This is a genomic window from Rhodovibrio sodomensis (assembly GCF_016583645.1).
Classification (GTDB): Bacteria; Pseudomonadota; Alphaproteobacteria; order Kiloniellales; family Rhodovibrionaceae; genus Rhodovibrio; species Rhodovibrio sodomensis.
Window position 1 is genome coordinate 42269 of sequence record NZ_NRRL01000021.1, and the last position, 26838, is coordinate 69106.

General features: G+C 69.6%; 25 protein-coding genes. 21 read left to right on the plus strand and 4 right to left on the minus strand.

What is annotated here, in order from left to right:
- Positions 1-44: 44 nt before the first annotated feature.
- The 13 genes from argS (at position 45) to CKO28_RS10165 (ending at position 13368) form a co-directional block, all read left to right on the plus strand.
- Positions 45-1799, plus strand: coding sequence for an arginine--tRNA ligase (argS, locus tag CKO28_RS10105; RefSeq protein WP_200340649.1), 1755 nt, complete (start codon positions 45-47; stop codon positions 1797-1799).
- Entirely contained in the window at positions 1800-2828 is a 1029-nt protein-coding gene (locus tag CKO28_RS10110) for an SPOR domain-containing protein (protein WP_200340650.1), read from the plus strand.
- Positions 2829-2832: 4 nt separating this feature from the next.
- Positions 2833-3846, plus strand: a complete 1014-nt coding sequence (gene nagZ, locus CKO28_RS10115) for a beta-N-acetylhexosaminidase (RefSeq protein WP_200340651.1) — start codon at positions 2833-2835, stop codon at positions 3844-3846.
- A gap of 35 nt (positions 3847-3881) precedes the next feature.
- Entirely contained in the window at positions 3882-4805 is a 924-nt protein-coding gene (locus CKO28_RS10120) for a segregation/condensation protein A (RefSeq protein WP_200340652.1), read from the plus strand.
- Positions 4802-5506, plus strand: coding sequence for an SMC-Scp complex subunit ScpB (gene scpB / locus CKO28_RS10125; RefSeq protein ID WP_200340653.1), 705 nt, complete (start codon positions 4802-4804; stop codon positions 5504-5506). The genes CKO28_RS10120 and scpB overlap by 4 nt, the downstream gene beginning before the upstream one ends.
- 155 nt (positions 5507-5661) lie before the next feature.
- Entirely contained in the window at positions 5662-6768 is a 1107-nt protein-coding gene (locus CKO28_RS10130; RefSeq protein WP_200340654.1) for an ABC transporter ATP-binding protein, read from the plus strand.
- 132 nt (positions 6769-6900) lie between these two features.
- Complete coding sequence (locus tag CKO28_RS10135; protein ID WP_200340655.1) at positions 6901-7203, plus strand: twin-arginine translocase TatA/TatE family subunit; 303 nt, start codon at positions 6901-6903, stop codon at positions 7201-7203.
- 121 nt (positions 7204-7324) lie between these two features.
- Positions 7325-8104 carry a Sec-independent protein translocase protein TatB gene (gene tatB, locus CKO28_RS10140; protein WP_200340656.1) on the plus strand — a complete coding sequence of 260 codons (780 nt, stop codon included), beginning with the start codon at positions 7325-7327 and terminating at the stop codon, positions 8102-8104.
- A 104-nt stretch (positions 8105-8208) separates the two neighbouring features.
- On the plus strand, positions 8209-9021 hold the full coding sequence (gene tatC / locus CKO28_RS10145) for a twin-arginine translocase subunit TatC (protein ID WP_437127623.1): 813 nt from the start codon (positions 8209-8211) through the stop codon (positions 9019-9021).
- 191 nt (positions 9022-9212) lie between these two features.
- Positions 9213-10502: a serine--tRNA ligase gene (serS, locus tag CKO28_RS10150; RefSeq protein WP_200340657.1), complete on the plus strand. Its 1290-nt coding sequence runs from the start codon at positions 9213-9215 to the stop codon at positions 10500-10502.
- The gene (surE, locus tag CKO28_RS10155) at positions 10499-11284 is read left to right on the plus strand and encodes a 5'/3'-nucleotidase SurE (protein WP_200340658.1); all 786 of its coding nucleotides are present in this window, start codon (positions 10499-10501) and stop codon (positions 11282-11284) included. The genes serS and surE overlap by 4 nt, the downstream gene beginning before the upstream one ends.
- Positions 11285-11311: 27 nt before the next feature.
- On the plus strand, positions 11312-11986 hold the full coding sequence (locus CKO28_RS10160; RefSeq protein WP_200340659.1) for a protein-L-isoaspartate(D-aspartate) O-methyltransferase: 675 nt from the start codon (positions 11312-11314) through the stop codon (positions 11984-11986).
- A 53-nt stretch (positions 11987-12039) separates the two neighbouring features.
- Positions 12040-13368, plus strand: a complete 1329-nt coding sequence (locus tag CKO28_RS10165) for a LysM peptidoglycan-binding domain-containing M23 family metallopeptidase (protein WP_200340660.1) — start codon at positions 12040-12042, stop codon at positions 13366-13368.
- A 103-nt stretch (positions 13369-13471) separates the two neighbouring features.
- Here CKO28_RS10165 and CKO28_RS10170 read toward each other — a convergent pair whose 3' ends face one another.
- On the minus strand, positions 13472-14338 hold the full coding sequence (locus tag CKO28_RS10170) for an ATP-binding protein (RefSeq protein ID WP_200340661.1): 867 nt from the start codon (positions 14336-14338) through the stop codon (positions 13472-13474).
- Positions 14339-14529: 191 nt separating this feature from the next.
- Between CKO28_RS10170 and yajC the strand changes: the two genes are divergently transcribed.
- The 4 genes from yajC (at position 14530) to CKO28_RS10190 (ending at position 18469) form a co-directional block, all read left to right on the plus strand.
- Positions 14530-15132, plus strand: coding sequence for a preprotein translocase subunit YajC (gene yajC / locus CKO28_RS29120; RefSeq protein WP_200340662.1), 603 nt, complete (start codon positions 14530-14532; stop codon positions 15130-15132).
- 205 nt (positions 15133-15337) lie between these two features.
- A complete protein-coding gene (secD, locus tag CKO28_RS10180; RefSeq protein ID WP_200340663.1) occupies positions 15338-16906 on the plus strand; it encodes a protein translocase subunit SecD in 1569 nt (522 codons plus the stop codon).
- A 37-nt stretch (positions 16907-16943) separates the two neighbouring features.
- Positions 16944-17909 carry a protein translocase subunit SecF gene (gene secF / locus CKO28_RS10185; RefSeq protein ID WP_200340664.1) on the plus strand — a complete coding sequence of 322 codons (966 nt, stop codon included), beginning with the start codon at positions 16944-16946 and terminating at the stop codon, positions 17907-17909.
- A 185-nt stretch (positions 17910-18094) separates the two neighbouring features.
- Positions 18095-18469 (plus strand): Mth938-like domain-containing protein, encoded by a 375-nt coding sequence (locus tag CKO28_RS10190; protein WP_200340665.1) that lies wholly within the window; start codon positions 18095-18097, stop codon positions 18467-18469.
- An 86-nt stretch (positions 18470-18555) separates the two neighbouring features.
- On the opposite strand, the gene trpE is transcribed toward CKO28_RS10190, so the two are convergent.
- Positions 18556-20061 (minus strand): anthranilate synthase component I, encoded by a 1506-nt coding sequence (gene trpE / locus CKO28_RS10195; protein WP_200340666.1) that lies wholly within the window; start codon positions 20059-20061, stop codon positions 18556-18558.
- A 42-nt stretch (positions 20062-20103) separates the two neighbouring features.
- Complete coding sequence (locus CKO28_RS10200) at positions 20104-21987, minus strand: peptidyl-prolyl cis-trans isomerase (protein ID WP_200340667.1); 1884 nt, start codon at positions 21985-21987, stop codon at positions 20104-20106.
- A gap of 301 nt (positions 21988-22288) precedes the next feature.
- Between CKO28_RS10200 and tpiA the strand changes: the two genes are divergently transcribed.
- Positions 22289-23038, plus strand: coding sequence for a triose-phosphate isomerase (gene tpiA, locus CKO28_RS10205; RefSeq protein WP_200340668.1), 750 nt, complete (start codon positions 22289-22291; stop codon positions 23036-23038).
- Between the two features lie 102 nt (positions 23039-23140).
- On the opposite strand, the gene CKO28_RS28060 is transcribed toward tpiA, so the two are convergent.
- A complete protein-coding gene (locus tag CKO28_RS28060; RefSeq protein ID WP_207168791.1) occupies positions 23141-23278 on the minus strand; it encodes a hypothetical protein in 138 nt (45 codons plus the stop codon).
- On the opposite strand from CKO28_RS28060, the gene secG reads away from it, so the two are divergent.
- The 3 genes from secG to kdsA all read left to right on the plus strand — a co-directional run bounded on the left by secG (position 23277) and on the right by kdsA (position 26362).
- Positions 23277-23693, plus strand: a complete 417-nt coding sequence (gene secG, locus CKO28_RS10210) for a preprotein translocase subunit SecG (protein ID WP_200340669.1) — start codon at positions 23277-23279, stop codon at positions 23691-23693. The two genes, CKO28_RS28060 and secG, sit on opposite strands and share 2 nt — an antisense overlap.
- Positions 23694-23828: 135 nt before the next feature.
- Positions 23829-25454 carry a CTP synthase gene (gene pyrG, locus CKO28_RS10215; protein ID WP_200340670.1) on the plus strand — a complete coding sequence of 542 codons (1626 nt, stop codon included), beginning with the start codon at positions 23829-23831 and terminating at the stop codon, positions 25452-25454.
- 35 nt (positions 25455-25489) lie between these two features.
- Positions 25490-26362, plus strand: coding sequence for a 3-deoxy-8-phosphooctulonate synthase (gene kdsA / locus CKO28_RS10220; RefSeq protein WP_200340671.1), 873 nt, complete (start codon positions 25490-25492; stop codon positions 26360-26362).
- Positions 26363-26838: the final 476 nt, after the last annotated feature.

Consider the following 26838-nt stretch of genomic DNA (forward strand, 5'->3'; position numbering starts at 1 on the left):
CGCGCACCACCGCCGGGGTCGAGACGCTGGGTACGCGAGATCCGATGAACTTCTATACCGCCTTCCGCGACCGCATCGTCCGGGAGCTCGCGGCCCTACAGGACGCCGGCACGCTGCCGGGCGGCCTGGAGCTGGCCAACGTCAAGGTGGAGCCGCCGCGCGATCCCGCCCACGGCGACATCGCGACCAACGCCGCGATGGTGCTGGCCAAGCCGGCCGGGATGAAGCCGCGCGAGATCGCCGAGCCGCTGGCCGAGCGGCTGCGCGCGCTCGACGAGATTACGGCATGCGAGGTTGCCGGGCCCGGCTTCGTCAACATGCGCCTCGCCACCCCCTTCTGGGCGGAACTGCTGGCCCGGCTGCTGCAAGCCGGCCGCGACTGGGGCGCGAGCGACCTGGGGCAGGGCACGCCCGTCAACATCGAGTACGTCTCCGCCAACCCGACCGGACCGCTCACCGTCGGGCACGCCCGCGGCGCAGTCGTCGGCGACGCGCTGGCGGGCTTGCTGTCCAAGGTCGGCTATGACGTCTGCCGCGAGTATTACGTCAACGACGCCGGCGGGCAGGTCGATACGCTCGCCCGGTCCGCCCACCTGCGCTACCGCGAGGCGTTGGGCGAGCAGATCGGCCAGATTCCCGAGGGCCTCTATCCGGGCGACTACCTGAAGGATGTCGGCCGGGCGCTGGCCGAGCGCGACGGCGCCAAGTGGCAGGCGGTCGACGAAAGCGCGTGGCTGCCGGAGGTGCGCCGGTTCGCGATCGACCAGCTGATGGCGCTGGTGCGCGAAGATCTGGCCGCGATGGGCGTCCAGCACGACGTATTCACGAGCGAACGCGAACTGACCCAGGCCGGCGCGGTCGAGGAAGTGCTGGGCTACCTGGAAGCGCGCGGACTGATCTACACCGGCGTGCTCGAGCCGCCCAAGGGCAAGAAGCCGGAGGATTGGGAAGAGCGCCCGCAGACGCTGTTCAAGGCGAGCGCGTTCGGCGACGACGTCGACCGGCCGATCCGCAAGCACGACGGTTCCTGGACCTACTTCGCCGCCGACATGGCCAACCACCTGGCCAAGTATCGGCGCGGCTACGCCCGGATGATCAACGTGTGGGGCGCCGACCACGGCGGCTACGTCAAGCGCATGCAGGCGGCCGTGAAGGCGCTGACCGACGGCGAAGGGCATCTGCACGTCGCGCTGTGCCAGCTGGTCAAGCTGCTGCGCGCGGGCGAGCCCGTGAAGATGTCCAAGCGCTCCGGCAATTTCGTCACCCTGCGCGAGGTGGTCGACGAGGTCGGCAAGGACGTCGTGCGGTTCATCATGCTGACCCGCAAGAACGACGCGCAGCTGGAGTTCGACCTGGAGAAGGTGGTCGAACAGTCCAAGGACAATCCGGTGTTCTACGTGCAGTACGCCCACGCGCGCTGCCACTCGGTGCTGCGCCACGCGGAAGCCGAGATGCCGGAGATCGCGCTCGACGGGACCGCGCTCGCGCAGGCACGGCTGTCGCGCTTGACCGACTCCGAGGAAATCGGGCTTATCAAATACCTAGCCGGTTGGCCGCGCACGGTGGAAGGCGCGGCGGAGGCGTACGAACCGCACCGCCTGGCGTTCTACCTGCACGACGTGGCGGCGGCGTTCCACGGGCTGTGGACCAAGGGCAAGGACGACGCCGCCCTGCGCTTCCTGCAGCCCGACGACCCAGAGCTGACGCGCGCGCGTCTGGCGCTGGTGCGCGGGACGCAGCAGACGATCGCGTCGGGTCTGGAGATCATGGGCGTGGATCCGCTGGAGGAGTTGCGCTAGATGCCGTCCGACCGAGGCCCGACCGACCCCCGTCGGCCCCGCGCCAGCGACGATGGCCGCGACGCGCGCGGCCGCGACGACTGGGACGCGGAGGACGACCTTGGGCCGGTGCACGAGCAGCGCTCCGCCAGCGATTATTACGACGACGATCCCTACGACGACTACGACGACGGGCCCCGCCTGCTCGCCCGGCGGCTGGTGCAGGGCGGCGTCGCGCTGCTGGCGGTGGTGCTGTTCCTGGGCGTGGTCTGGTACGCCTACACCTGGGGCAGCCGCTCGGCCGCGACCGGCGACGTGCCGGTGGTCGCCGCGCCGGAGGGGCCCGAGAAGGTCGAGCCCAAGGATCCCGGCGGCATGGACGTGCCGCACCAGGACAAGCTGCTGCTGAACCAGGACGGCGAGGGCAACGGCGGCCAGGTCGAACGCCTGCTGCCGCCGCCGGAGGAGCCGCGCCCGCCAGCGCAGAGCCAGCCGGCGCAGCCCGCGGATCCGCAGCAGGGCGAGGGCACCCCGCCCGCCGACGGCGGCGACGGTCGGCAAGTCGCCGACTTGCCGGAGACGACCGTGCCTGACCAGAGCATGCCCGAAGCCGGGACCGGCGGCACGCCCCCAGAGTCCGACGGCGACGCCCAATCAGCCGACGGGGCGACCCGCACGCCCGAGCGCAAGCCGGGCGGCGACGGCGCGAGCGGGTCGCAGAGCAGCCAGACGGAGACGGCCGCGGCCGATCCGGCGCAGAGCGGGGCCGAGGCGACGGGCCAGCCGGATCGCGCCCCGGCGGAGGGCCGGTTCGCCGTGCAGCTCGCCGCGTTTACCAGCGAGCAGGCCGCGCGCCAGGCCTGGTCGTCCTACCAGCAGCGGTTCCCCGACATCTTGGGCGGGCAGCAACTTCTGCTGCAGAACGCGGAAGTCAACGGGCAGATGTTCTGGCGCGTGCGGACCGGCCCGTTCGCCGACCGGTCGGCGGCGCAGAGCCTGTGCAACCGGTTGCAGGCCGAGGACCAAGCCTGCCTGCCGGTGACCCGCTAGCTGGATGCCGCGGCGCGCGATCCTGGGCTGTGCCGGCCCGCAGCTGACCCGCGACGAGCGGCGCTTCTTCGCCGAGCAGGATCCGCTCGGCTTCATCCTGTTCGCGCGCAATTGCGAAAATCCCGAGCAGGTCCGCGCGCTGGTCGACCAGCTGCGCGATTCGGTCGGCCGGGCCGACGCCCCGGTGCTGATCGACCAGGAAGGCGGCCGGGTGCAGCGGCTGAAGCCGCCGACCTGGCGCCACGCGCCGGCCCCCGGACGCTTTGCCGAGCTGGCCGAGCGCGACCTGGACGCGGCGCGCGAAGCCGCGCAGTTGAACGCCCGTCTGCTGGCCCACGAGCTCGGCGAGCTCGGCATCACGGTGGATTGCGTCCCCTGCCTGGACATTCGGGTGCCTGGGGCGAGCGAGGTGATCGGCGACCGGTCGTTCGGCGCCGACCCCGGCCTGATCGCCGCGCTCGGCAAGGCGGTGGTCGACGGCCTGCTGACCGGCGGCGTGCTGCCGACCATCAAGCACGTCCCGGGCCACGGCCGCGCGCTGGTCGACAGCCACCACGAACTGCCGCGCGTGGCCGCCGACCTTGCGACCCTGCGTGCCAGCGACTTCCGGCCGTTCGCCGAGCTGGTCGGGGCGTACTGGGCGATGACCGCGCACGTGATCTACACGGCGATTGATCCCGACCGGCCGGCCACCCTGTCGCCCTCGGTGATCGGCGAGACGATCCGGGACGAGATCGGCTTCGACGGCGTTCTGATCTCCGACGACCTGTCGATGCAGGCGCTTTCCGGCGGGTTCGCCGAGCGCGCCGCCGGGTCGCTCGCGGCCGGTTGCGATCTCGTGCTGCACTGCAACGGCGCGCGCGAAGAGATGGCCGCCGTGATGGCCGGTACCGGCGCGCTGGACGGCGAGACCATGCGCCGGGTGCAGATGGGCGAGCGGGCGCGCCGCGCCTGGGCCCGGCCGCTCGACGCCGAGGCGGCCCGGCGACAGCTTGACGCCCTGCTGGCGGGCGCGTAGCCACACACCCTGTTGGTTCTGGAGCCTGGCAGCCGGTGAGCAACGTCGTTCCGTTCGAGGAAGATCCGCCACGCCGCGACGCCGACGGCAACCCGGAGCGGCTGGTCGTTGACCTGGGCGGCTTCGAGGGGCCGATCGACGTGCTGCTGCAGCTGGCGCGCGACCAGAAGGTCGACATCACCCAGCTGTCCATCCTGTCGCTCGCCGAGCAGTACCTCGCGTTCGTGCGCGCGGCGCGCCGTTTGCGCCTCGAACTGGCGGCCGACTACCTCGTGATGGCGGCCTGGCTCGCCTACCTGAAATCGCGCCTGCTGCTGCCCGAGCAGGAGAGCCAGGAGGAGGAGCCCTCGGGCGCGGAGATGGCCGCCGCCCTGCGCTTCCAGCTGCAGCGCCTGCAGGCGATGCAGGATGCCGGCAAGAAGCTGATGGCGCGCCCGCGCCTGGGGCAGGAGGTGTTCGCCCGCGGCGAGCCGATGGAGATCCCGGTCGTCGACCGGCCGAGCTACCAATGCTCGCTGTACGAACTGCTGCAGGCGTACGCCCGGCAGAAGGTGCATCACGAACCCGAAAGCCTGCGCGTCGATCCGCACGACCTCTACTCGGTCGAGGATGCGCTGGGCCGGCTGAAGCGCCTGCTGGGCGTCGCGCCGACCTGGAGCACGCTGGCGGCGTTCCTGCCGCCCGGCATGGACAGCGGTTTGCGCCGGCGCAGCGCGTTCGCCGCAACCTTCGCCGCCAGCCTGGAGATGGTTCGCGACGGCAAGGTCGACCTGCGCCAGGACGAGACTTTCGGCCCGATCTTCCTGCGCCCGCGCGCGCCGGAGGACGCGGACCAGGAAGCCGGCGAGGTCGGACCTGCGGATGGCGACGGCGATGACGGCGGTGGCGACGGGGGCGGCGACGACGACGAGGGCGTTGGGGGCAACCACGGCGGCGGCGACGGGGGCCGGCCGGCATGAGCGACTCCCGTTTCGAGCGGCTGCGCCTGTTGGAAGCCGTTCTGTTCGCCGCGGCGGAGCCCAAGACCCCAGGCGAACTGTCGCGCCATCTGCCCGCGGACGCTGACGTCGGCGACCTGCTCAGCGAACTGCAGCAGCTGTACGCCAACCGCGGCGTTCAGCTGCGCCGGATCGGCGGCGCGTATGCCTTCCGAACGGCGGAAGATCTGGCGGGCCAGTTGCGGATCGACCGCGAGGTCACCCGCAAGCTGTCGCGCGCGGCCGTGGAGACGCTGGCGATCGTCGCCTATCACCAGCCGGTCACCCGCGGCGAGATCGAGGAGATCCGCGGGGTCAGCCTGAACAAGGGGACGCTGGACACCCTGCTGGAGGCGGAGTTCATCCGCCCGCGCGGCCGCCGGCAGACACCGGGTCGGCCGGTCACCTGGTGCACCACGCAGAGCTTCCTGGACCACTTCGGGCTGAGCGAGATCAAGGACCTGCCGGGGCTCGAGGAGCTCAAGGCGTCCGGGCTGATCGACCAGCGCCCGGCGATGGCCTCGCTGTCCGCCCGCGGCCTGCTGGGCGAGGCGGCCGAGCAGGACGATCCGGAAGACGACGGCGACGGGTCCGAAGGGTCCGAGGAGCGGCTGGATCCCGACTTCGGCGAAGATCTGGTCGAGCCGGGCGAGGCCGGCGACGGCGGCACCGAACCCCGCTGACCCCCGGTCTGCGCGTCCCGCGTGGCCGGGCGCGTCCCGCGTCCGCTTGAACCGCTAGCCCGCCTGGCATAGGTAGTCGGGGCGGACGGCCGCCAGGCTGGAGCTGACGGCGCGGCCGCTCACCCCTTCTTTTCGTCCGGAATACCGGCCGCTTCATGGAAGTCCTGAAACTCGAGCACGTCAGCCACGACTTCGGTCAGCTTCGCGCTGTCGACGATGTGACGCTGGCCGTGAGCCGCGGCGAGCTGGTCTGCCTGCTGGGCCCCAGCGGCTGCGGCAAGACCACCGCGCTGCGCGTCGCGGCCGGCCTGGAGCGTCTGCAGCAGGGCCGCGTGCTGATCGACGGCGAGCCGGTCGGCGACCAGAAGCACGACGTTCCTCCCGAAGACCGCAGCGTGGGCCTGGTGTTCCAGGATTACGCGCTGTTTCCGCACCTGGACGTGAAGGGCAACGTCGGCTTTGGCTTGCGCGGCTGGTCGAAGAAGAACCGCGAGGCGCGCGCCCGGGCCATGCTGGGGCAGGTCGGCATGGCGGCGATGGCGGACGCGCATCCGCACATGCTCTCCGGCGGGCAGCAGCAGCGCGTGGCGCTGGCGCGCGCGCTGGCGCCGAACCCGAAGGTCATGCTGCTGGACGAACCGTTCTCCGGCCTGGACGTGACGCTGCGTCACACCATTCGCGACGAGACGCTGAACGTCCTCAAGAGCGCCGGGGCGGCCACGCTGATGGTCACCCACGATCCCGAGGAGGCGATGTTCATGGCCGACCGGGTGGCGTTGATGCGCGATGGGCGAATCGTCCAGGTGGGTCCGCCGGCGGACCTCTACGCCAAGCCGGTCGACAAGTTCGTCGCCAGCTTTTTCGGCGATATCAACCGCCTGCCGGGGAGCGTGACGGGCGGCCAGGTGCAGACCCCGTTCGGCCGGCTGGACGCGGCGCACCTTGCCGAAGGACAGGCGGTCGAGGTGCTGATCCGCCCGGAGGCGCTGCACGTCCAGCCCTGTGCCGCGCCGGAGGACCGCGCGCCCGGTCAGCGCCCCGCCCGGGTGCGCGCCGCGCGCCTGCTCGGCCGGTCGTCGATGCTGCATCTGGACCTGCCGGCAAACGGCACGGAAGTGACCGCCCCGGCCGCCGATGCCCAGGACGGCATCCAGCTGCACGCGCGAATCCCCGGACGCTATCTCCCGGCGGAGAACGACCTGCTGGACGTTCAGCTCGATCGCAGCCAAACCTTTGTTTTTCCGGCGGATCACGTTACATAGTCGGGCACCGGACCCCCGACCGGATCGGCCGGCGGGTCGCGCCGTTGCGGCCCCCCAGGCTTTCTGCAATAGTCCGCTCGGGCGCCTGAAAAACTGGCGAACGACGACCTTCTCTCTCAAGGAGATCCCGGTATGGGAACGTTTAGTATCTGGCACTGGCTCATCGTCCTGGCCGTCGTGCTGATCCTGTTTGGCGGCGGCGGCAAGATCCCCAAGCTGATGAAGGACATGGGCAGCGGGATCAACGCCTTCAAAAAGGGTCTGAAGGACGACGACAAGAAGGCCGAGGCCGACGAGGCCGAGGCCGAGCCGAAGAAGATCGAGGGCGAGGCGACCACGGCCCAGTCCAGTACGGCCCAGTCCAGTACGGCCCAGGCCAGCACCGACGCCGACACGCAGAGCCAGGACAAGGACCGCAAGGCGGCCAACGGCTGAGCCGCCGCGTGCGCCAGCGTTCCTGACCCCGACGTTGTTGCGGCCCGCGCCAACCGGATCGCCCCGGGGCGCGGGCCGCGCTCGCCTACCCTAGTTTCCGCCCGCGCGAACAGGCCCCGCCATGTTTGACATCGGCTGGTCCGAAATGGCGATGATCGCTCTTCTGGCGCTCATCGTGATCGGACCGAAAGACCTGCCGACCGTGATGCGCACGATCGGCCAGTACACGCGCAAGGCGCGGATGATGGCGCGCGACTTCCAGTCCAGCCTCGACGATATGATGCACGAGACCGAGCTGGACGAGGCCCGCAAGACGGTCGAGAAGGCGTGCACCTACAATCCGAAGGACGAGATCGAGCGCGAAGTCGATCCCGACGGCTCGGTCCGCGAAACCGCGGCCGAGTTCGATCGGGAAACCCGGGCACACGACGCCGAGACCGACGACGGCGGCACAGGCGGCGGCGCGTCGGATAAGGCGGCGTCCAACAGGTCCGCGAGCGCGACGTCGTCGGGCGGGAGCGCCGCCGGCTCCGGCACGAAGACGTCCGGGACCAAATCGTCCGGCGCGAAGACTTCCGGGACGAAGAGCTCCGGCGGCACCAAGACCAAGAGCGCCGGCACCGCGACGGGCGCCACCGGAAGCACGAAGTCTTCGGGATCGAAAAGCGCGGCGGGCGCCAAGAGCACGGGCGCCAAGAGCGGCGGCCAATCCACCCGTGCCAGGTCGACCGGCACGAAGGCGCAGGGCGGCAAATCGACGGGCACGAAATCCTCGGACAGCAAGTCGGGCGGCGCCAAGTCGACAGGGTCCAAGTCGACAGGGTCCAAGTCGACGGGGACCAAGTCTGGCGGCACCAAATCCGGCGGCAACAAGAAAGCCGACAGCCCGGCTTCGAGCTAGGTCGGCACGTGCGCCGGCAGCGACGCGCCGACCAAGCGCGCCGCCAGCCGGCGAGGCGGGCGCGTTAGGCTGCGGCGACCAAGGTTAGAAGGGCGCATTCGGGCGTGAGCGAGGACACCTACGACGACCGCAAGATGCCGCTGCTCGATCACCTCATCGAGCTGCGCAACCGCATGCTGTGGAGTATCGGCGCGCTCATCGTCGGTTTCCTGATCTGCTTCTTCTTCGCCGAGGCGCTGTTCAACTTCCTGGTCGATCCGCTGGCCGACCTGCTGCAGCGCCGCGGGCTCGAGCAGGGCTACCGGCGGATGATCTTCACCGACCTCACCGAGGTCTTCTTCACCTACATCAAGGTGGCCTTCTTCTTCGGCGCCTTCATCACCTGTCCGATCTTCCTGACCCAGTTCTGGCTGTTCCTGGCGCCCGGCCTGTACCGGCACGAGAAGAAGGCGCTGGCGCCGTTCCTGGTGGCCTCGCCGATCCTGTTCTTCATGGGCGGCGCGCTGGTTTACTGGGCGATCTTCCCGCTGGCCTGGGAGTTCTTCTTGTCGTTCGAGACCTCGGGCGCCGGCGGCAACCTGCCGATTCAGCTGGAAGCCAAGGTCAACGAGTACCTCGGCCTGGTGATGAAGCTGATCTTCGCGTTCGGCCTGTGCTTCCAGCTGCCGGTGGTGATGACGCTGATGGCGCGCGTCGGCCTGGCGACCAGCGAGGGCATGCGGCGCAAGCGCAAGTACGCCATCGTCGGCGTGTTCGTCGTCGCGGCGATCTTTACCCCGCCGGACCCGCTCAGCCAGATCTCGCTCGCGGTGCCGATCATCATCCTCTACGAGGTCTCGATCTGGATGGCCCGGATGACCGAGCGCAAGCGCGCCGAGGCCGAGGCCGAGGTCGACCGCGAGGTCAACGACGAGTAGCGCCGCGCGCCCCGGCGGCCCGATCGACCGGGCCGCCGGGGCCGGCGACTCCGGTCGCGCCCCTTGTGCCGGCGCGGTCATGGACGGGTAACCACCCAGGCCTTATAACGCCTGCGGTTATTTGACGGGGCCGCGGCGACTGAGTTGGCAGGCGGCGCGTCCCGAACGGCGAATCGTGAACGAAAGACGCCATGCACGACCTTAAGTGGATCCGCGAACAGCCCGACACGTTCGACGCCGCGATGGCGCGCCGCGGGCTGGCGCCGCAGTCGCCGCGCCTGCTGGAGCTCGACCGGGAGCGCCGGCGCCTGCACCAGGACCTGCAGGAGATGCAGACCCGCCGGAACGAGGCGTCCAAGGAAATCGGCCAGCAGATGAAGGCCGGCGAGCAGGACGCCGCCGGGCGGGCGAAGCAGGAGGTCGCCGACCTGAAGCGCCGGATGGGCGAGGTCGAGGCACGCGAGCAGCAGCTGCAGGGCGAGCTGGACGACCTGCTGGCCGGCCTGCCCAACGCCCTTGCCGACGACGTGCCGGACGGGGAAGACGACGGCGACAACGTCCTGGTGCGCAGCTGGGGCACGCCGCACACGCCCGATCCCGCCAAGCAGCACTTCGAGCTGGGCGAGGCGACCGGCGAGATGGACTTCGAGCTGGCCGCCAAGCTGTCGGGCAGCCGGTTCGTGGTGATGAAGGGCGAGGTCGCCCGGCTGCACCGCGCGCTGGGGCAGTTCATGGTCGACCTGCAGTCGAACGCGCACGGCTATCAGGAAGTCAATCCGCCGGTCCTGCTGCGCGACGACGCGCTCTACGGCACCGGCCAGCTGCCGAAGTTCGGCGACGACCTGTTCCGCACCACCAACGGCTTCTGGCTGTCGCCCACGGCGGAGGTGCCGCTGACCAACCTGATGGCCGACGAGATCGTCGCCGAGGGCGACCTGCCGATCCGCTACACCGCGCTCACGCTGTGCTTCCGCGCGGAGGCCGGAGCCGCCGGCAAGGACACCCGCGGCATGCTGCGCCAGCACCAGTTCGAGAAGTGCGAGATGGTCTCGATCGCGCACCCGGACACCAGCTGGGACGAACTGGAGCGCATGGTCGGCTGCGCGGAGGCGGTGCTGCAGAAGCTGGAGCTGCCCTACCGCGTGGTCACGCTGTGCAGCGGCGACACCGGCGCGGCGGCGCGCAAGACCTACGACCTGGAGGTTTGGCTGCCGGGACAGGGGCTGTACCGGGAGATCTCCAGCTGCTCCAACACCGGCGACTACCAGGCCCGGCGGATGAAGGCGCGCTACCGCCCGGCGGAGGGCAAGGGAACGCGCTTCGTGCACACCCTGAACGGGTCCGGCATCGCCGTCGGGCGGGCGCTGATCGCGGTCCTGGAGAACCACCAGCAGCCCGACGGTAGCGTGCGCATCCCCGAAGCGTTGCGGCCCTACATGGGCGGTCGGGAGACGATCCTGGCCGGCGGGACTCCGGCATGACCGGACTCAAGCCGCTCGACCTCGCCGGTGCGCGGATCCTGATCACCAACGACGACGGCGTGCACGCCCCCGGCATCCGTGTCCTGGAGGAGATCGCGCGGACGCTCTCCGACGACGTCTGGACGGTCGCGCCGGAGACCGAGCAGTCCGCCACCAGTCACTCGCTCACCGTCCGCCGCCCATTGCGCCTGCGCCAGCTGGAGCCGCGGCGCCATTCGGTCGACGGCACGCCGACCGACAGCGTGGTGGTCGCGACCGCCAAGGTGCTGGCCGACCGCAAGCCGGATCTGGTGCTGTCGGGCATCAACCTCGGCTCCAACCTGGCGGAAGACGTGACCTACTCGGGCACGGTGGCGGCCGCGATGGAGGCGGCGCTGCTGGGCCTGCCGTCGATCGCGCTGTCGCTCAACCGGCGCGGCGACCACGACTTCCGCTGGCAGACGCCGCGGGCGCACGCGGCCCGCGTGATCCGGCAGATCTGCGCCGTCGGCTTCGGGCAGGACACGCTGGTCAACGTCAATTTCCCCGACGTCGAGCCGGATCAGGTCCGGGGCGTGCGCGTGGTCCGGCAGGGCCGGCGCGACGTCCAGACCGAGATCGTCGAGGGCAAGGACCCGGGCGGCCGGCCGTACGTCTGGATCGGCGACTACATGCGCGACGAGGCGCTTTCGGACGATACCGACCTGGCGGCGATCGCCGAGGGGTACGTGTCGGTGACGCCGCTGCACCTCGACTTGACCGCGCGCGATCTGATGGCCTCGCTCAGCGGGGCGTTCGACTGAACCACGCCGAGCGGGGTAGGCACCGACGTGAGCCTGGCGGCGCGCAAGATCCGACTGGTCATGCAGTTGCGGCAGACGGGTGTGATCGACACCGCCGTCCTGTCCGCCATCGAGCGGATCCCGCGCGAGGGGTTCGTGCCCGAGGCGTTCCAGGACCGCGCCTACGAGAACATCACCCTGCCGATCGGCCAGGGCCAGACGCTGAGCCAGCCGCAGGTCGTCGCCAAGATGACCCAGGCGCTGAAGGCCGACCGACGGATGAAGGTGCTCGAGATCGGCACCGGCTCCGGCTACCAGACGGCCGTGTTGGCCAGGCTGTGCCGGCGGGTCTATTCGATCGAACGCTACCGGGAGTTGCTGCAGACGGCAGAGCGGCGGCTGTCCGATCTGCGGGTGCACAACGTCACCACCCGGGTCGGCGACGGCTGGCAGGGCTGGCGCGAGCAGGCGCCGTTCCAGCGGATCATCGTGACCGCCGCGGCGACCAGTCTGCCGGACCGGCTGATCGACCAGCTGGGGCCCGGCGGCATCATGGTCTGCCCGGTCGGCGCGGAAAGCCGGGTGCAGCGGCTGATGCGGATCAGCCGCGACGACGCCGGCGGCGTCCACGAGGAAGATCTGGGCGAAGTGCGTTTCGTGCCGCTGGTGGCGGGCCTGCCGCAGGACCAATCGCGCGCGGCGGGTGGATCGCGGCGCGGATGACTGTCAGGAGAAGACCGATCGACACCACGGATGCGCCGGGAGGCGCGGCGGCGATGCGCCGGTTTCGTCCAGCCCGTCCGCTGATCCTGGCCGCGGCCGTCGCGCTTGCACTCAGCGCGTGCGCGCGCTCCGGCCCGCCGGCACCGGTGGTCTATGGCAGCGGCGGGCCCGCGCAAAGCCAGTCGACCGGCAGCGAGAGCCGGGGCGGCAACGACGGCTCGGGCGGCCGCGCGACGCAGTCCAGCCGCGACACTGGCAGCCAGCCGGCCAGTCAGGCCGAGCGCCGGAACGCGCAGGCTGGCCCGTCGCAGGCCCGCGTCAACTGGGCGCGCACCGGGCGTGCCGGCATCCACACGGTGGACAAAGGCGACAGCGTCTATGGCCTTGCCCGGCGCTATCAGGTGCCGATCCGCGCGATCATCGACGCCAACGACCTGGAGCCGCCGTACACGCTCTACGTCGGCCAGGAACTGCGGATTCCAGTGCCGCGCCGCCACGTGGTGGAGCGCGGCGACACGGTCTACGGCATCTCGCGCGCCTACGGCGTCGACATGAGCGAGCTGACCCGGCTGAACGATATCCAGCCGCCCTATAGGATCACGCCGGGGCAGGTGCTGGTGATCCCCGGCACCGGCCGCGACGCCGCACCGACCCGCACCGCTGCCGGCGATGATGCGAGCGCGTCCGAGCGCGGCACCGCCGAGCCGTCACAGCAGGGCGCGCCGGCGTCCGATGGTACGACGCAGCAGGCCGAACGGGCGCCGCGGCGGGACGCGCAGGACGCCGAACAGGCGCAGGCGATCGCACGGCTGCCGGATGCCCCCGCGGGCACGCCAACCCCACCGCAGCCGCCGGCCCGTAAGGCCGACACCGCGGGCCGGACCCAGACCGCGGCGCGCACGCAGACCAGCGCGCCCGAGCGTCAGGCCAGCACGCAAGCCGCCGCGGCGCCGCAGCCGAAAAGCATCCCGCAGCCGCCGCCGCGTGCGGAGGCGCGGTTCCTGTGGCCCGTGCGCGGCAAGGTGCTGTCCAGCTTCGGCCCGCTGGACGGCGGTCTGCACAACGACGGCATCAACATCGCCGCGCCCGCCGGCACGCCGGTCAAGGCGGCGGAAAACGGTGTGGTCGCCTACGTCGGGAACGAGCTGCGCGGCTTCGGCAACCTGTTGTTGATCAAGCACGCCGACGGCTGGGTCACCGCCTACGCCCACACCCAGGAGATCCTGGTCGGCTACGGCGAACAGGTACGTCGCGGCCAGCTGGTCGCCCGGGTCGGCGCCACCGGTTCGGTCTCGGAACCCCAGCTGCACTTCGAGGTCCGCAAGGGCTCCAAGGCCAAGAACCCGGCCCAGCTCCTGGGCAGCCAGCAGGCGGCGCGGTAGGGATGTCCCAGAGTCTGTCTGGCAGCCGCCGATTCCCTCTCCCCTCAAGGCAGAGGGGCCCGCTTCAACGCCGAGCTCACTACCGACAAGGTTGGGATCGGCGTCAATCCAGCCGCTGGCCCATCCGGCCCGCCAGGTCCTGGATGTATTGCCAGGCGACGCGGCCGGAGCGGGCGCCGCGGGTGGTCGCCCATTCCTTGGCCTCGGCGTGCAGGGTCGCGCGGTCGATTTCCAGGCCGTAGCGCTCGGCGTAGCCTTCGACCATCGCGAGGTAGGTGTCCTGGTCGCAGTTGTGGAAGCCGAGCCACAGGCCGAACCGGTCGGACAGCGAGACCTTTTCCTCGACCGCTTCCGACGGGTTGATCGCGCTGGAGCGCTCGTTCTCGATCATGTCGCGCGGCATCAGGTGCCGACGGTTCGACGTCGCATAGAACAGCACGTTGTCCGGCCGGCCTTCGACGCCGCCTTCGAGCACCGCCTTGAGCGACTTGTAACTGCTGTCCTGCAGGTCGAACGACAGGTCGTCGCAGAACAGCAGGCAGCGCCGGTCAGATCCGGCGAGGCCGTGCAGGAGCCGGGGCAGGGTCGGGATCTCCTCGCGGTGGATCTCGATCAGCGCCAGGGGGCTGCCGTCGATCGCCTGGTTCACGGCCGCATGCACGGCCTTGACCAGCGAGGACTTACCCATGCCCCGGGCCCCCCATAGCAGCGCGTTGTTGGCCGGCAGGCCGCGGGCAAACCGTTCCGTGTTGGCGTAGAGCTGGTCCGCCTGCCGGTCGACCCCGCGCAACAGGTCGAGCGCGACCCGGTTGACCTTCGCCACCGGCTGCAGGGCCTCCCGTTCGGCCTGCCAGACGAAGGCGTCGGCGCCGGTCGGCTCCAGCCGGCCGGCGGGCGGCGGGCTCATCCGTTCCAGCGCGTCGGCGATACGGGTCAACAGGTGCAGCTTCGGATCGGCGTCGTTCGGCATGGCGGGTCACTCGTCTGGGTGGGGCCGGCGGCTGGGGAGCCGGCAGGTGGTCCAGCGCGGGCTAGCGGCTGGCGCGCGGACGCTAGCCGGGGCCTCGCGGAGCGTCAATTTGCGCGGGTGGGACGCTCATTGCATTCCGTCGCTTGGCCGTTATAGTCCGCGCGAATTCGCGTCCTCGAGAGGGAGATTCCATGCTCATCAGTCCGGCCCACGCGCAGGCCGCCGGTGGCGACGGCGGGGGCCTCCTCGTCCAGCTGCTACCGATCATTCTCATCTTCGTGGTGTTTTACTTCCTGCTGATCCGCCCCCAGCAGAAGCGCATGAAGGACCACCGCAACATGGTCGCCAACCTGCGCCGCGGCGACCGGATCGTCACCAGCGGCGGCCTGATCGGCCAGGTCAACAAGGTGGTGAACGAGAACGAAATCCAGGTCGAGATCGCCGAGGACGTGCGCGTACGCATGGTCCGGAACAACGTCCAGGAAGTGCTCTCCAAGACCGAGCCCGCGCAGGGCGAAAGCGCCCAGAATCAGCAGCCCGCGAACGAGCAGGGCGGCGTCAAGGGCATGCTGGGTAAGCTGCTGGGCGGCGGCTTGACCGGCAACCAGGCGTCGAACCAGGCCAGCACCACGTCGTCCGACAGCGGCGACAAGAGTTCCGGCACGACCAAGGGCGGGGCGTCTTCCTCCAGCTCCGGCAAGTCGTCGTCGGGCGGCGGTCAAAGCAAGGCGTCTTCGTCAGGTAGCGGGCAGAACAAGTCCTCCACCTCCGGCGGCAATCAGAAGAAGAGCTAGCGATCCGGGTGCCGGCCGCGCGCGTCCAACAGACGCGCGCCTGCGCCGGGCCCGCGCGCCGATGTTCGGAAATGCGGTCCGGTCGACGGCGCACGCGCGAACGCCTTTGAACACGGCGTCGGCGCGGGACGGGCCCGCGGCACCCGCAGCCGCCCTTCCGGGACCGGGCCCGCCGGTCCCCAACGGAACCTAGAGAACCGACCCGATGCTTCAGATCCCGATCTGGCAGAGAGTGCTGATTTTCGTGGTGCTGCTCGCGGGGCTGGCGTTCGCCGCCCCGAACCTGTTGAGCGAGCAGCGCGCGCGCAGCCTGCCGGACTGGCTGCCCAACCAGCAGATCAACCTGGGCCTGGACCTGCAGGGCGGCAGCTACCTGCTGCTCGAGGTGCAGACCGACGCCGTCATCCAGGACCAGCTGAACAATCTGGTCGAGACGCTGCGCGAGAACCTGCGCAGCGAGCGGATCGGTTATCGCAACCTGGGGATCAGCGACGGCGAGGCGGTGACCTTCACCCTGACCAACCCGCAAGCCAGCCGCGAGCAGGTCGAGAGCATCGTCCAGGAGCTGGGCCAGGACGTCACGGTCGAGTTCGGCGACGGCGGCCAGGTCACGGTCGACTACACCGAAGCCGCCACCAGCGAGCGCGTGCGCAACGCCGTCACCCAGTCGATCGAGATCGTCCGCCGCCGGATCAACGAGACCGGCGTGCGCGAGCCCACGATCCAACGCCAGGGCGACCACCGGATCGTCGTCCAGCTGCCGGGCATCAACAACCCGGAGCGGATGAAGGATATCCTGGGGAGAACCGCGCGCCTGACCTTCCGCATGGTGGAGCAGGGCACCAACCCGGCCAACCCGCCCCCGGGGACAGAGGTGCTGCCCGACGACGACACGGGTCCGAACGGCCAGCCGGTACGCCGGTACGTGGTCGAGAAACGCATCATGGTGTCCGGTGAGAACCTGACCGACGCGCAGCCGACCTTCCAGCAGGGCCAACCGGTCGTCTCCTTCAGCTTCGACACCGTCGGGGCCAAGCGCTTTGCCGAGGCGACGCAGGAGAACGTCGGCCGGCCGTTCGCGATCGTGCTCGACGGCAAGGTAATCTCCGCCCCGGTGATCCGGGAGCCGATCCTGGGCGGCCAGGGCGTGATCTCCGGCGACTTCACGGTACAGCAGGCCAACGACCTCGCGCTGCTGCTGCGCGCCGGCGCGCTGCCGGCGCCGCTGACGATCGTCGAGGAGCGCACCGTCGGCCCGGGCCTGGGCGCCGATTCGATCCGCGCCGGGGCCATGGCGTCCGTGTTCGCCCTGATCGCGGTGATCGCCTTCATGGCGGTGATCTACGGGCTGTTCGGCGTCCTCGCGAACGTGGCCCTGCTCGGCAATCTGATCTTGATCGTGGGCGCGCTCTCCGGGCTACAGGCGACCCTGACCTTGCCCGGCATCGCCGGCATCGTGCTGACGCTGGGCATGGCGGTCGACGCGAACGTGCTGGTATTCGAGCGCATCCGCGAGGAGGAGCGGAACTTCAAGGGCATGATCGCGGCCGTCGACGCCGGCTACCGGCGCGCGCTGGTGACCATTTTCGACGCCAACATCACCACGCTGATTGCGGCCTTGATCCTGTACTACTTCGGCTCCGGTCCGATTAAGGGCTTCGCGGTGACGCTGGCGATCGGGCTGGTCACGTCGATGTTCACGGCGATCATGGTGACCCGCCTGATGGTGGCGACGTGGCTGCGCAGCCGCCGGCCGCAGACATTGCCGATCTGACGCCCGCGGCGGCGCGTTTTAAGGAGCAGATACGACCATGGCCCTCGTGAAGCGCTTCCCGATCGAACCGCGATTCGACTTCGCCGGTAAGCGCAGAATCACCCTCGGCGTCTCGACCGTGCTGATGGTGTTGTCGATCATCGCGGTCGGCGTGCTGGGGCTCAACCTTGGCGTCGATTTCCGTGGTGGCATCGTGATGGAGATCCAGACCAAGGCCGAGACGGCGGACGTTCAGGCGATCCGGAGCGAGATGAACGACCTCGGCCTGGGCGACGTGACCATTCAGCGCTTCGGCGAGCCCAACGTCGTGCGCTTGCAGGTGCAGGAGCAAGAAGGCGGCGCCCAAGCGCAGCAGGCGGCGATCGAGAGGATCCGGAACGCGCTCGACGCGCGGGTGGCCCAATGGCGCAGGGTCGAGTTCGTCGGACCCGCCGTCGGCGAGGAGTTGAAGCAGGCGGGCATGATGGCCACGGGCCTGGCCCTGCTCGCGATGGCGCTGTACATCTGGTTCCGGTTCGAGTGGCAGTTCGCCGCCGCCGGACTCTCGGCGCTGGTGCACGATCTCGTGCTGACCTTGGGCTTCTTCGCGGTCACGCAGTTGGAATTCAACCTGGGCACGGTGGCCGCCGTGCTGACGATCGCCGGCTATTCGATCAACGACACCGTGGTGATCTTCGACCGGGTGCGCGAAATCCTGCGCAAGTACAAGCGCAAGGCGATGCCGGAGCTGATCAATCTCTCGCTGAACTCGACCTTGACGCGCACGCTGCTCACCTCCGGCACCACGCTGATCGCGCTGTTCGCGCTGGCGATCTTCGGCGGGACGGTGATCCGCTCGTTTACCTGGGCGCTGATCTTCGGCGTGGCCGTGGGTACATATTCCTCGGTCGGCTTTGGCACGCCGCTATTGATGCTGTTCGGGGTCAAGCCATCGACCGTGACGGTGACCCAAGAGACCGACAAGGAAGCCGCGGCACGCGTCAGCGGGCAGGGCGGCAACTAGAGCAGAATCGATGAAGATCGGGTCGATCTTCATCGTCAATCTTGCTCTAACTGCTTGAATAGAGAGCAAGGGTCAGCTGAAAGGTGGTTCCACCTTTCAGCCTCTTGCCCTAGACCCGGCCCCGCCCGCGCGCCATCTGTCCGGGCAGGTGTAGAACCGCAAGCACGCCCCGAGGGAAACGCGCCATGGACGTCACGCCTGACCTGCCGCAGGGCAAGCAGATCGTGCAGAGCTACGGCGACGGCCGTTTCACGATCTCCGGTCAAAGCTACGCGGGCTCGGTCCTGGTGTTCGCCGACCGGGTCGTGGCCTGGCCGGTCGGCAGCTTCGAGGAGGTGACGCCGGAGAGCCTGCAGGCGGTCACCGACCCGGAGGCCGACATCGGCGTGCTGCTCCTCGGCTGCGGGCAGCGCATGCAGTTGGTGACCAGCGCCCTGCGCGACCCGGTGCGCGAGGCCGGCGTGGTGATCGAGCCGATGGATACCGGTGCAGCCGCGCGCACCTTCAACGTCCTCATGATGGAAGAACGCCGGGTGGCGGCCGCACTGCTGGCGGTATGAGGCTTCCACCAATCCCTAAAACTATCCCCTCTCCGCCACTGGGAGGAGGGGGATAGCTTCACTGGCGCCCCAGCAGACGCAACAGCCTACCGCCCGGCGGCGAAGCGGATCGCCTCCTGGGCCGCGCGGATCAGGGCGCGGGCCTTGTTGCAGCTTTCCTGGTACTCGCCCTCGGGGTCGCTGTCGGCGACCACGCCGCCGCCGGCCTGGACGTACATCGTGCCGTTCTGGACGATCGCGGTGCGCAGACAGATGCACGTGTCCATCGCGCCGCCGGCGCCGAAATAGCCGACCGCCCCGGCGTAGATGCCCCGGCGCTCCGGCTCCAACTCGTCGATGATCTCCATCGCCCGTACCTTGGGCGCGCCCGACACGGTACCCGCCGGGAAGCCGGCCTGCAGCGCGTCCATGGCGTCGTAGCGCGGATCGATCTGACCTTCCACGTTGGAGACGATGTGCATGATGTGGCTGTAGTTCTCGACCACCATCTTCTCGGTCACCGTCACCGTGCCGATCCGGGCCACCCGGCCGACATCGTTGCGGCCCAGGTCGAGCAGCATCAGGTGCTCGGCCAGCTCCTTGGGGTCGGACAGCAGGTCCTCGGCCAGCGCCTTGTCTTCCGCCGGCGTCGCCCCGCGCTTGCGCGAGCCGGCGAGCGGGCGGATCGTCACCGTGTCGCCGCGCAGACGCACCAGGATCTCCGGGCTGGAGCCGACGACCGCGCAGTCGTCCAGGTTCGCGTAGAACAGGAACGGCGACGGGTTGAGCCGGCGCAGCGCGCGGTAGAGCGCGAACGGCGGTAGGCGGAACGGCACCGAGAAGCGCTGCGAGAGCACCACCTGGAAGACGTCGCCGGCGGCGATGTATTGCTTGCCGGCCTCGACCATCTGATAGAACCGGTCCCGGCTCATGTTCGAGGTCGGCTCGCCCAGCTCCTCTTCGACCGACACGCGCTCGCGCCGGTAGGGCAGGGAGCGTTCGAAGTCGCGCACCACGTCGGCCAGCCGCTCGGTCGCGCGCGCCCAGGCGTGGCGGGCGTCCAGACCGGGGGCGGGGTAGACCGGGGTAAACACCGTCACCTGGTCCTCCAGCCGGTCGAACACCGCCGTCACCGTGGGCCGGGTGAACAGCGCGTCCGGCACGCCCAGGACGTCCGGATTCTCGTCCGGGATGCGCTCCATCAGGCGGATCGCGTCGTAGCCCATGTAGCCGATCAGGGAGGCCGCCATCGGCGGCGCGTCCGCCGGCAGGTCGATCCAGGATTCCCGGCGCAGCGCCTTCAGCGTCTCCAACGGGTGACCGTCGAGCGGCTGGAAGCTGCCGGTGTCGCCGCGCGCGTCCCGGTTGATCTCCGCCTGCTCGCCGCGGCATCGCCAGATGATGTCCGGTTTCAGCGCGACGAAGGAATAGCGGCCGATCCGGCTGCCGCCCTCCACGCTCTCGAACAGGAAGGCGTTGCGCTCCCCGTCGGCGATCTTGAGGAAGGCCGAAACCGGCGTCTCCAAATCGGCGACCATCGCGGTGTACAAGACCTGGGGCGTGCCGGCCTCGTACAGCGCGGCGAAGCGGTCGAAGTCGGGGGTGACCTGCATGGAAACGGGCGTCCGTGGCCTCCGGGCAGGGCCCGGACGGTCTTAAGAGGAACGGTTCAGGATCTGGTTCAGCAGCTGCTGGTTCACCTGGACGTCGTAGCGGGTGCGCAGGGCGTTGGCGAATTCCGCCAGAACGTCGGAACGCAGCCCCTGGCGAACCTGGTCGCGCAGCTGGGCAACCGCGTCGGGGTTCTCCGCCGGGTTGGCCGCCTGGACCTGCTTCAGCTGAGCGACCGCGACGCCGTTCTGGACCCCGGCGGTGACCGCGCCGCCGACCTCGATGCCGAACAGCTTACCGGCGAGGGCGCGGCCGACCGGCCCGGCCTGGCGGTTGTCGCCGCGGGTCAGCGGCTGGGTGGTCTGCACCGACAGGCCGCGGTCGTCGGCGAACTGCGCCAGCGTGGCGCCCTCGGAAATCTTGCTGGCGATGTGTTTGGCCGTCTTCTGGGCCTGCTGCGCCCGCTGGTCGGCGCGCCAGGCGCTCAGGACCTGGTCGCGGACCTGCTCGAACGGACGCACCTGCTCGGGCGTGACGCCGTCGACGCGCAGCACGTAGTAGCCGCCCTCGTCGGTTTCCTTGAGCAGGCTCCGCTGGCCCTGCTCGGTCTCGAAGGCCGTCTCCAGGAAGTCGCCGGACTGCGGGATACCCTCGACCGGCTCGCCGTCCGGCGCATTGCCCTGCCGGCTGATCTGCTCGATCTTGCGCACCTCGAAGCCGACCTGCCGGGCCGCCTCGGCGATCGAGGCGCCGCTCGCCAGATGGTCGTCGACCGTGTTGGCGAGTTCGACCAGGCTGTCGACCGCCTTGTCCATCGCCAAGTCCGCGCGCAGCTCGTCCTTAACCGCCTCGAAGTCGGGCGTCTTGCCCGCGTTGACCTTGTCGACCTTGACCAGGTGCCAGCCGAGTGGGCTCTGGATCGGTTCGGTGACCGCCCCCTGCTCGGCGCTGAACGCGGCTTCGCGCAGCGGCTCGAGCAGCTGGTTGCGGCGCATTTCGCCCAGGTCGGCGGGCGCGTGGCCGGTGATCTGCTGCGCCACGGCGGCGAAGCTGCGGCCCTCGGACAGCAGGGCGCGGGCCTGCTCGGCCTGCTCCTTGCTGTCCAGCACGATCTGGCGCAGTTGGCGCGTTTCCGGGCTGCCGTAGCGGTCCTTGTTGTTCTCGTACGCCGCGCGCAGCTCCTGCTCGCTCACCGCGACCTCGTCCGTCAGCTGCTGCGGGTCGAGGTGCAGGACCGTCAGCGACCGATATTCCGGCGCCATGAACTGATTGCTGTGCTGCTCGTGGTATTGCTTCAGCGTTTCGGTATCCGGCGCGGGGATCGTGAAGCTGTCGTTGCGGACCACGAGGTAGTCCGCCACCCGGCGCTCGTTACGGTAGCGGTAAAGCGCCTCAACCATCGTCTCCGGCACCTTCAGCGCCCCTGACACGGCGGTCGCGAGGTGCTGCCGGTCGATGGCGCTTTTCAACAGCTCGACGTACCGCGCCTCCGACAGGCCGCTTTGGCGCAGCGTCTGCTCGAACAGCTGGCGGTTGAACTGCCCGGCGGTGCGGAACGCTCCCTGCTGGCGGATCCGCTCGACCACCTGCTCGTCGCTGACCAGCAGGCCCAGGTCGCGCGCCTTCTGGTCGAACAGCAGCCGGGTCACCGTCTGCCGGACGATCTGGTCGACCAGACCCAACTGGCGCGCGGTCTGCATGTCGAGCTGACCGCCGATTTGCTGGCGCACGCGGTTGAACTCGCGCTGGAACGAGCGCTGGAATTCCGCCTGGCCGACTTCCTGGTCGCCCACCTGGATCACGGCCTGGCCGCGGCCGGTGTCGCGGAAAATGTCGCCCACGCCCCACAGCGCGAAGGACGCGATCAGCAGGCTGAACAGGGCGATCGTGACGGCCTTGGTAAAGGTGCGTCGGAGGCTGGTCTGCATGACGGGGGGTGCGACCCTCGATGGTGGGATAGGCGGTCAGGCGGCGGTACCGGCCGGCACGGGGGTTCCGGGGGCATACCGTCAGGGCGAAAGCGGGCGCATCTTAGAAATCCGGGCGGATAGGGGCAACCGGCAATCCCGCCGCCGCCACGGCCGGCTTCCGGTCGACCTCGCGGCCGGTCAGCCACCCAAGGCCGGTGGCGTGCTGGTCTGGCCCGGCACAGTCGTGCTACCAGACCCGCCGGGTCCCCGATCTGCAGCTTCTGCACCGGGATAAGACAGCCAGCAACGGGAGAGGGCGATGCGCAAGCTGATCGCCGGCAACTGGAAGATGAACGGGCTGCGCGAGGACGGCACCGCGCTCGCCAAGACGATCGCCGAGCGCGCCCGCGGCAACGATGCGCCCGAGGTGGACTGGCTGGTCTGCCCGCCGTTCACCCTGCTGCACGCGGTGGCGGACCAGCTGGCCGGCAGTCCGGTCAGGTTGGGCGCGCAGGACTGCCACTATGCTGAAAACGGCGCGCACACCGGCGACGTTGCCCCCGCGATGCTGCGCGACCTTTGCTGCAGCCACGTCATCGTCGGCCACTCCGAGCGTCGGCAGAATCATGGCGAGACCAACGAGCTGGTGCAGGCGAAGGCGGAAGCCGCGCGCGCTCATGGCATGACGCCGATCCTGTGTATCGGCGAAACGCAGGCAGAGCGCGACGCGGGCCGGGCGATGGACGTCCTGACCCGGCAGCTCGAGGGCTCGCTGCCGGCGGCCGGCGACGGCGAGCTGGTGATCGCCTACGAGCCGGTATGGGCGATCGGGACCGGCCGCACCGCGACGGCGGACGACGTCCGCGCCGCGCACGCCCACGTGCGCGCGCAGCTGAAGAAAACGTACGGAGAAATGTCGGGCGCGCAGATGCGCATTCTCTACGGCGGCTCGGTCAAGCCGGCCAACGCGGGCGACCTGATGGCCACCGACGATGTCAACGGCGCGCTGGTCGGCGGCGCCAGCCTGAAGCCCGACGACTTTTGGCGGATCGGCGAGGCCGCGGGCTGAACGCCGCCGGGCAGCGCCCGCTGCCAAGCGTCCCGGACCGCGCCGTGCCGTGAACGCATAGCCTCAGGCGAAACCCGCTCTGGAAAACCGGCGCCGAAAGCTTTAGACCTGCGCGCCAGACAGCGTCGGCGCGTGCGCCGTCACGTCGGCTGAGCGGCCGGCGGCAGACGCGCTTACGGGCATGCGCGCCCGATCACGCCCGATCCACACGAACCCGACCCACACGAACGCGGACGTCATGACCACGGTTCTCCTCGTCATCCACCTGCTGATCGCGATCGCGCTCGTGATCCTGGTTCTGCTGCAGCCGAGCGAAGGCGGCGGCCTGGGTCTCGGCGGCGGCGGCGGTGGCGGCGGCGGTGCCGGCCTGCAGGGCTTCCTGACCGGCCGCGGCACCGCCAACGCCCTGACCCGCACGACCGCCATCCTAGCGGCGGCTTTCATGGCCACATCGGTCCTGCTGACGATCTCCGCCTCCCCCCGCGGCGACACCGAGTCGATCCTGGACCAGGTGCCGGCAACCGAGCAGACCGCGCCCTCGACGGGAACCGGCGGGGGCGCCGGTGGCAGCGGCGACTCCGGCGCCGGTGCGCGCGATAGCGGTACGGGCAGCGGTGCTGACGGCGGCGGTGAGCCGTCCGTGCCGGTGCAGTAGGCGCGCTTCTCTCACGGCGAAACCGCGGTCTGCGGCGCGTTTGCGCGCAGGGCGCGCCAGCTTTCATCTGCCGGGCCGGCGGCGGCCCCCAGTGGTGCTTGCCGCTTCCGGCCGAGTGCCCATAGTGTTTGGTTCATGACGCGTTTCATCTTCATCACCGGCGGCGTCGTGTCGTCGCTCGGGAAGGGCCTGTGTTCGGCCGCGCTGGGTGCGCTGCTGCAGTCGCGCGGCTACAAGGTCCGGCTGCGCAAGCTCGACCCCTACCTGAACGTCGATCCGGGCACGATGAGCCCGTATCAGCACGGCGAGGTCTACGTCACCGACGACGGGGCCGAAACCGACCTCGACCTCGGGCACTACGAGCGCTTCACCGGGGTGCCGTCGCGCACCAGCGATAACGTTACCACTGGCCAGATCTACTGGAAGGTGCTCTCGCGCGAGCGCCGGGGCGACTATCTGGGCGCCACCGTGCAGGTCATTCCCCACGTCACCGACGCGATCAAGGAGTTCGTCCACGCCGACGTCGGCGACGAGGATTTCGTGATCTGTGAGATCGGCGGCACGGTGGGCGACATCGAGGGCCTGCCGTTCCTGGAGGCGATCCGCCAGCTGGGCAACGAGCTGGGCCGGCAGCGCAGCCTGTTCGTGCACCTGACGCTGGTGCCCTACATCGCCAGCGCCGGCGAACTGAAGACCAAGCCGACCCAGCACTCGGTGAAGGAATTGCTCGGTGTCGGCATTCAGCCGGACATGATCGTCTGCCGCGCGGAACAGCCGATCGACCGCGACGCGCGACGGAAGATGGCGCTGTTCTGCAACATCCGCGAGGAAGCGGTGGTGCAGGCGCTGGACGTCGACACGATCTATGCGGTGCCGCGCAGCTACCACGCCGAAGGGCTGGACGACGAGGTGTTCCGCCACTTCCAGATTGAGGCGCCGGCGCCCGACCTGTCGACCTGGGACCGGGTGATGGAGCGCGTCCGACACCCCGACGGCGAAGTCACGATTGGCGTGGTCGGCAAATACACCAGCCTGCTCGACAGCTACAAGTCGCTGGCCGAGGCGCTGACTCACGGCGGGATCGCCAACAACGTGCGGGTCAAGGTGAAGTGGCTGGACGCCGAGCTGTTCGAGCGCGAGGATGCGCCCGCCTACCTGGAGGATGTGCACGGCATTCTGGTTCCCGGCGGCTTCGGCGAGCGCGGCGCGGAAGGCAAGGTGGCGGCTGCCCACTTCGCGCGCGAGCGGCAGGTGCCGTACTTCGGCATCTGCTTCGGCATGCAGATGGCGGTGATCGAGGCGGCGCGGAACCTGGCTGGGATCAAGCGCGCCGGCACCACCGAGTTCGGCCCATGCGACGATCCGGTGGTCGGCCTGCTGACCGAATGGACGCGCGGCAACACGGTGGAGCAGCGCGACAGCGATAGCGACAAGGGCGGGACGATGCGCCTGGGTGCCTATCCGGCCCAGCTCGCGAAGGGCAGCCGGATCGCGCAGATCTATGGCACGACCGAGATCAGCGAGCGTCACCGCCACCGCTACGAGGTCAACGTGAACTACCGCGAGGTGCTGGAACAGGCCGGCCTGCACTTCGCCGGCATGAGCCCGGACGGCGAGCTGCCGGAGACGGTCGAGGTGCCCTCGCACCCCTGGTACGTCGGTGTGCAGTTCCACCCGGAACTGAAGTCGAAGCCGTTCGACCCGCACCCGCTGTTCACCTCGTTCATCCACGCCGCCGTCGAACAGTCGCGCCTGATGTAGCGGCCTTGCCTGGCCTGAACGGAACGCCATCCGCCATGACCGACCCGCGCCCGCAGCCGCACCCGCAGACCCGGCGCGTCCAGATCGGCGAGGTTACCTTCGCCAACGACCGGCCGCTGTCGCTGATCATGGGGCCGTGCGCGATCCAGGGTCGCGACCACGCGCTGAAGACGGCCGAGCGGCTGCGCGGGATCGCCGAGGAGCTGGGCCTAGGCCTCGTCTACAAATCGTCGTTCGACAAGGCGAACCGCTCGTCGGCCAAGAGCTACCGCGGGGTTGGCCTAGAGGCCGGCCTGGAGATCCTGGCCGCGGTCAAGCGCGAGGTCGGCCTGCCGGTCCTGACCGACGTGCACGAGCCCGGCCAGTGCGCCCCGGTGACGGAGGTTGTGGACGTGCTGCAGATCCCGGCCTTCCTGTGCCGGCAGACCGATCTGCTGCTGGCCGCGGCCGCCACCGGCAAGCCGGTCAACGTCAAGAAGGGCCAGTTCATGGCCCCCTGGGACGCCGACAACATCGCCGCCAAGCTCTCGGAAGGCGGCAACGCGCAGTGCCTGCTGACCGAACGCGGCGTGTCGTTCGGCTACAACACGCTGGTCTCCGACATGCGCGGCCTGCCGATCATGGCGGCGCGCACCGGCTGCCCGGTGATCTACGACGCCACCCACTCGGTACAGCAGCCGGGCGGGCAGGGCGCGACCAGCGGCGGCCAGCGGGAGTTCGTCCCCGTGCTGGCGCGCGCCGCCGTGGCTGTCGGGGTGGCCGGCGTGTTCATGGAAACCCACGAGGACCCGGCCAACGCCCCCTCCGACGGCCCCAACATGGTGCCGCTGGACGACGTGACGGGCATCCTGCGCACGCTCAAGGCGCTCGACGAGATCGCCAAGGCGGATCCGGTGAGTTTGGCTTGAGGGTGGTGGTCAACGCGCGGTCACTGCGTAGAACGTACGGCCTGTCAGCCGAATATCGGCCGGACTCGATCACGGCTGAAGACTTATCGGAGCACTTTAGAAAATCTATCTAGCGCGCGACCGGTGGCCGAATTTTTCTGACAACCTCTATGCGAACAGGAACGCCATCGATCATAGGTGAAAATTCCCCTGGGCTTTCCGGCGCCGGTTTAAACTGAACTTTGTATTTAGCCAGAACAGTAACTCCCTGATGATGCTCAAAGAATTGGCGCTACGGGCGAGTCCGCTCTGGCTACATCATGGGCTGACGCCGAGCAAGTCGAAGGCCTTGGCCTGCAGCGGCGTGGGGTGGGTCGGCTGATCGAAGCTGTAGGCCGGGTTGCTGGGCATGCTGACGGTGTTGAGGCACAGCGTGCCCAGGTCGTCGAGCAGGCTCTGGAAGCTGTGCACGGGCAGGCCGTGGTCGGTCCGCCGGG

Coding starts and splice junctions, on each gene's coding strand:
- argS (WP_200340649.1), top strand. CDS start 45: ATGAACTTCTATACCGCCTTCCGCGACCGCATCGTCCGGGAGCTCGCG.
- CKO28_RS10110 (WP_200340650.1), top strand. CDS start 1,800: ATGCCGTCCGACCGAGGCCCGACCGACCCCCGTCGGCCCCGCGCCAGC.
- nagZ (WP_200340651.1), top strand. CDS start 2,833: ATGCCGCGGCGCGCGATCCTGGGCTGTGCCGGCCCGCAGCTGACCCGC.
- scpB (WP_200340653.1), top strand. CDS start 4,802: ATGAGCGACTCCCGTTTCGAGCGGCTGCGCCTGTTGGAAGCCGTTCTG.
- CKO28_RS10130 (WP_200340654.1), top strand. CDS start 5,662: ATGGAAGTCCTGAAACTCGAGCACGTCAGCCACGACTTCGGTCAGCTT.
- CKO28_RS10135 (WP_200340655.1), top strand. CDS start 6,901: ATGGGAACGTTTAGTATCTGGCACTGGCTCATCGTCCTGGCCGTCGTG.
- tatB (WP_200340656.1), top strand. CDS start 7,325: ATGTTTGACATCGGCTGGTCCGAAATGGCGATGATCGCTCTTCTGGCG.
- serS (WP_200340657.1), top strand. CDS start 9,213: ATGCACGACCTTAAGTGGATCCGCGAACAGCCCGACACGTTCGACGCC.
- surE (WP_200340658.1), top strand. CDS start 10,499: ATGACCGGACTCAAGCCGCTCGACCTCGCCGGTGCGCGGATCCTGATC.
- CKO28_RS10165 (WP_200340660.1), top strand. CDS start 12,040: ATGCGCCGGTTTCGTCCAGCCCGTCCGCTGATCCTGGCCGCGGCCGTC.
- CKO28_RS10170 (WP_200340661.1), bottom strand. CDS start 14,338: ATGCCGAACGACGCCGATCCGAAGCTGCACCTGTTGACCCGTATCGCC.
- yajC (WP_200340662.1), top strand. CDS start 14,530: ATGCTCATCAGTCCGGCCCACGCGCAGGCCGCCGGTGGCGACGGCGGG.
- secD (WP_200340663.1), top strand. CDS start 15,338: ATGCTTCAGATCCCGATCTGGCAGAGAGTGCTGATTTTCGTGGTGCTG.
- secF (WP_200340664.1), top strand. CDS start 16,944: ATGGCCCTCGTGAAGCGCTTCCCGATCGAACCGCGATTCGACTTCGCC.
- CKO28_RS10190 (WP_200340665.1), top strand. CDS start 18,095: ATGGACGTCACGCCTGACCTGCCGCAGGGCAAGCAGATCGTGCAGAGC.
- trpE (WP_200340666.1), bottom strand. CDS start 20,061: ATGCAGGTCACCCCCGACTTCGACCGCTTCGCCGCGCTGTACGAGGCC.
- CKO28_RS10200 (WP_200340667.1), bottom strand. CDS start 21,987: ATGCAGACCAGCCTCCGACGCACCTTTACCAAGGCCGTCACGATCGCC.
- tpiA (WP_200340668.1), top strand. CDS start 22,289: ATGCGCAAGCTGATCGCCGGCAACTGGAAGATGAACGGGCTGCGCGAG.
- secG (WP_200340669.1), top strand. CDS start 23,277: ATGACCACGGTTCTCCTCGTCATCCACCTGCTGATCGCGATCGCGCTC.
- CKO28_RS28060 (WP_207168791.1), bottom strand. CDS start 23,278: ATGACGTCCGCGTTCGTGTGGGTCGGGTTCGTGTGGATCGGGCGTGAT.
- pyrG (WP_200340670.1), top strand. CDS start 23,829: ATGACGCGTTTCATCTTCATCACCGGCGGCGTCGTGTCGTCGCTCGGG.
- kdsA (WP_200340671.1), top strand. CDS start 25,490: ATGACCGACCCGCGCCCGCAGCCGCACCCGCAGACCCGGCGCGTCCAG.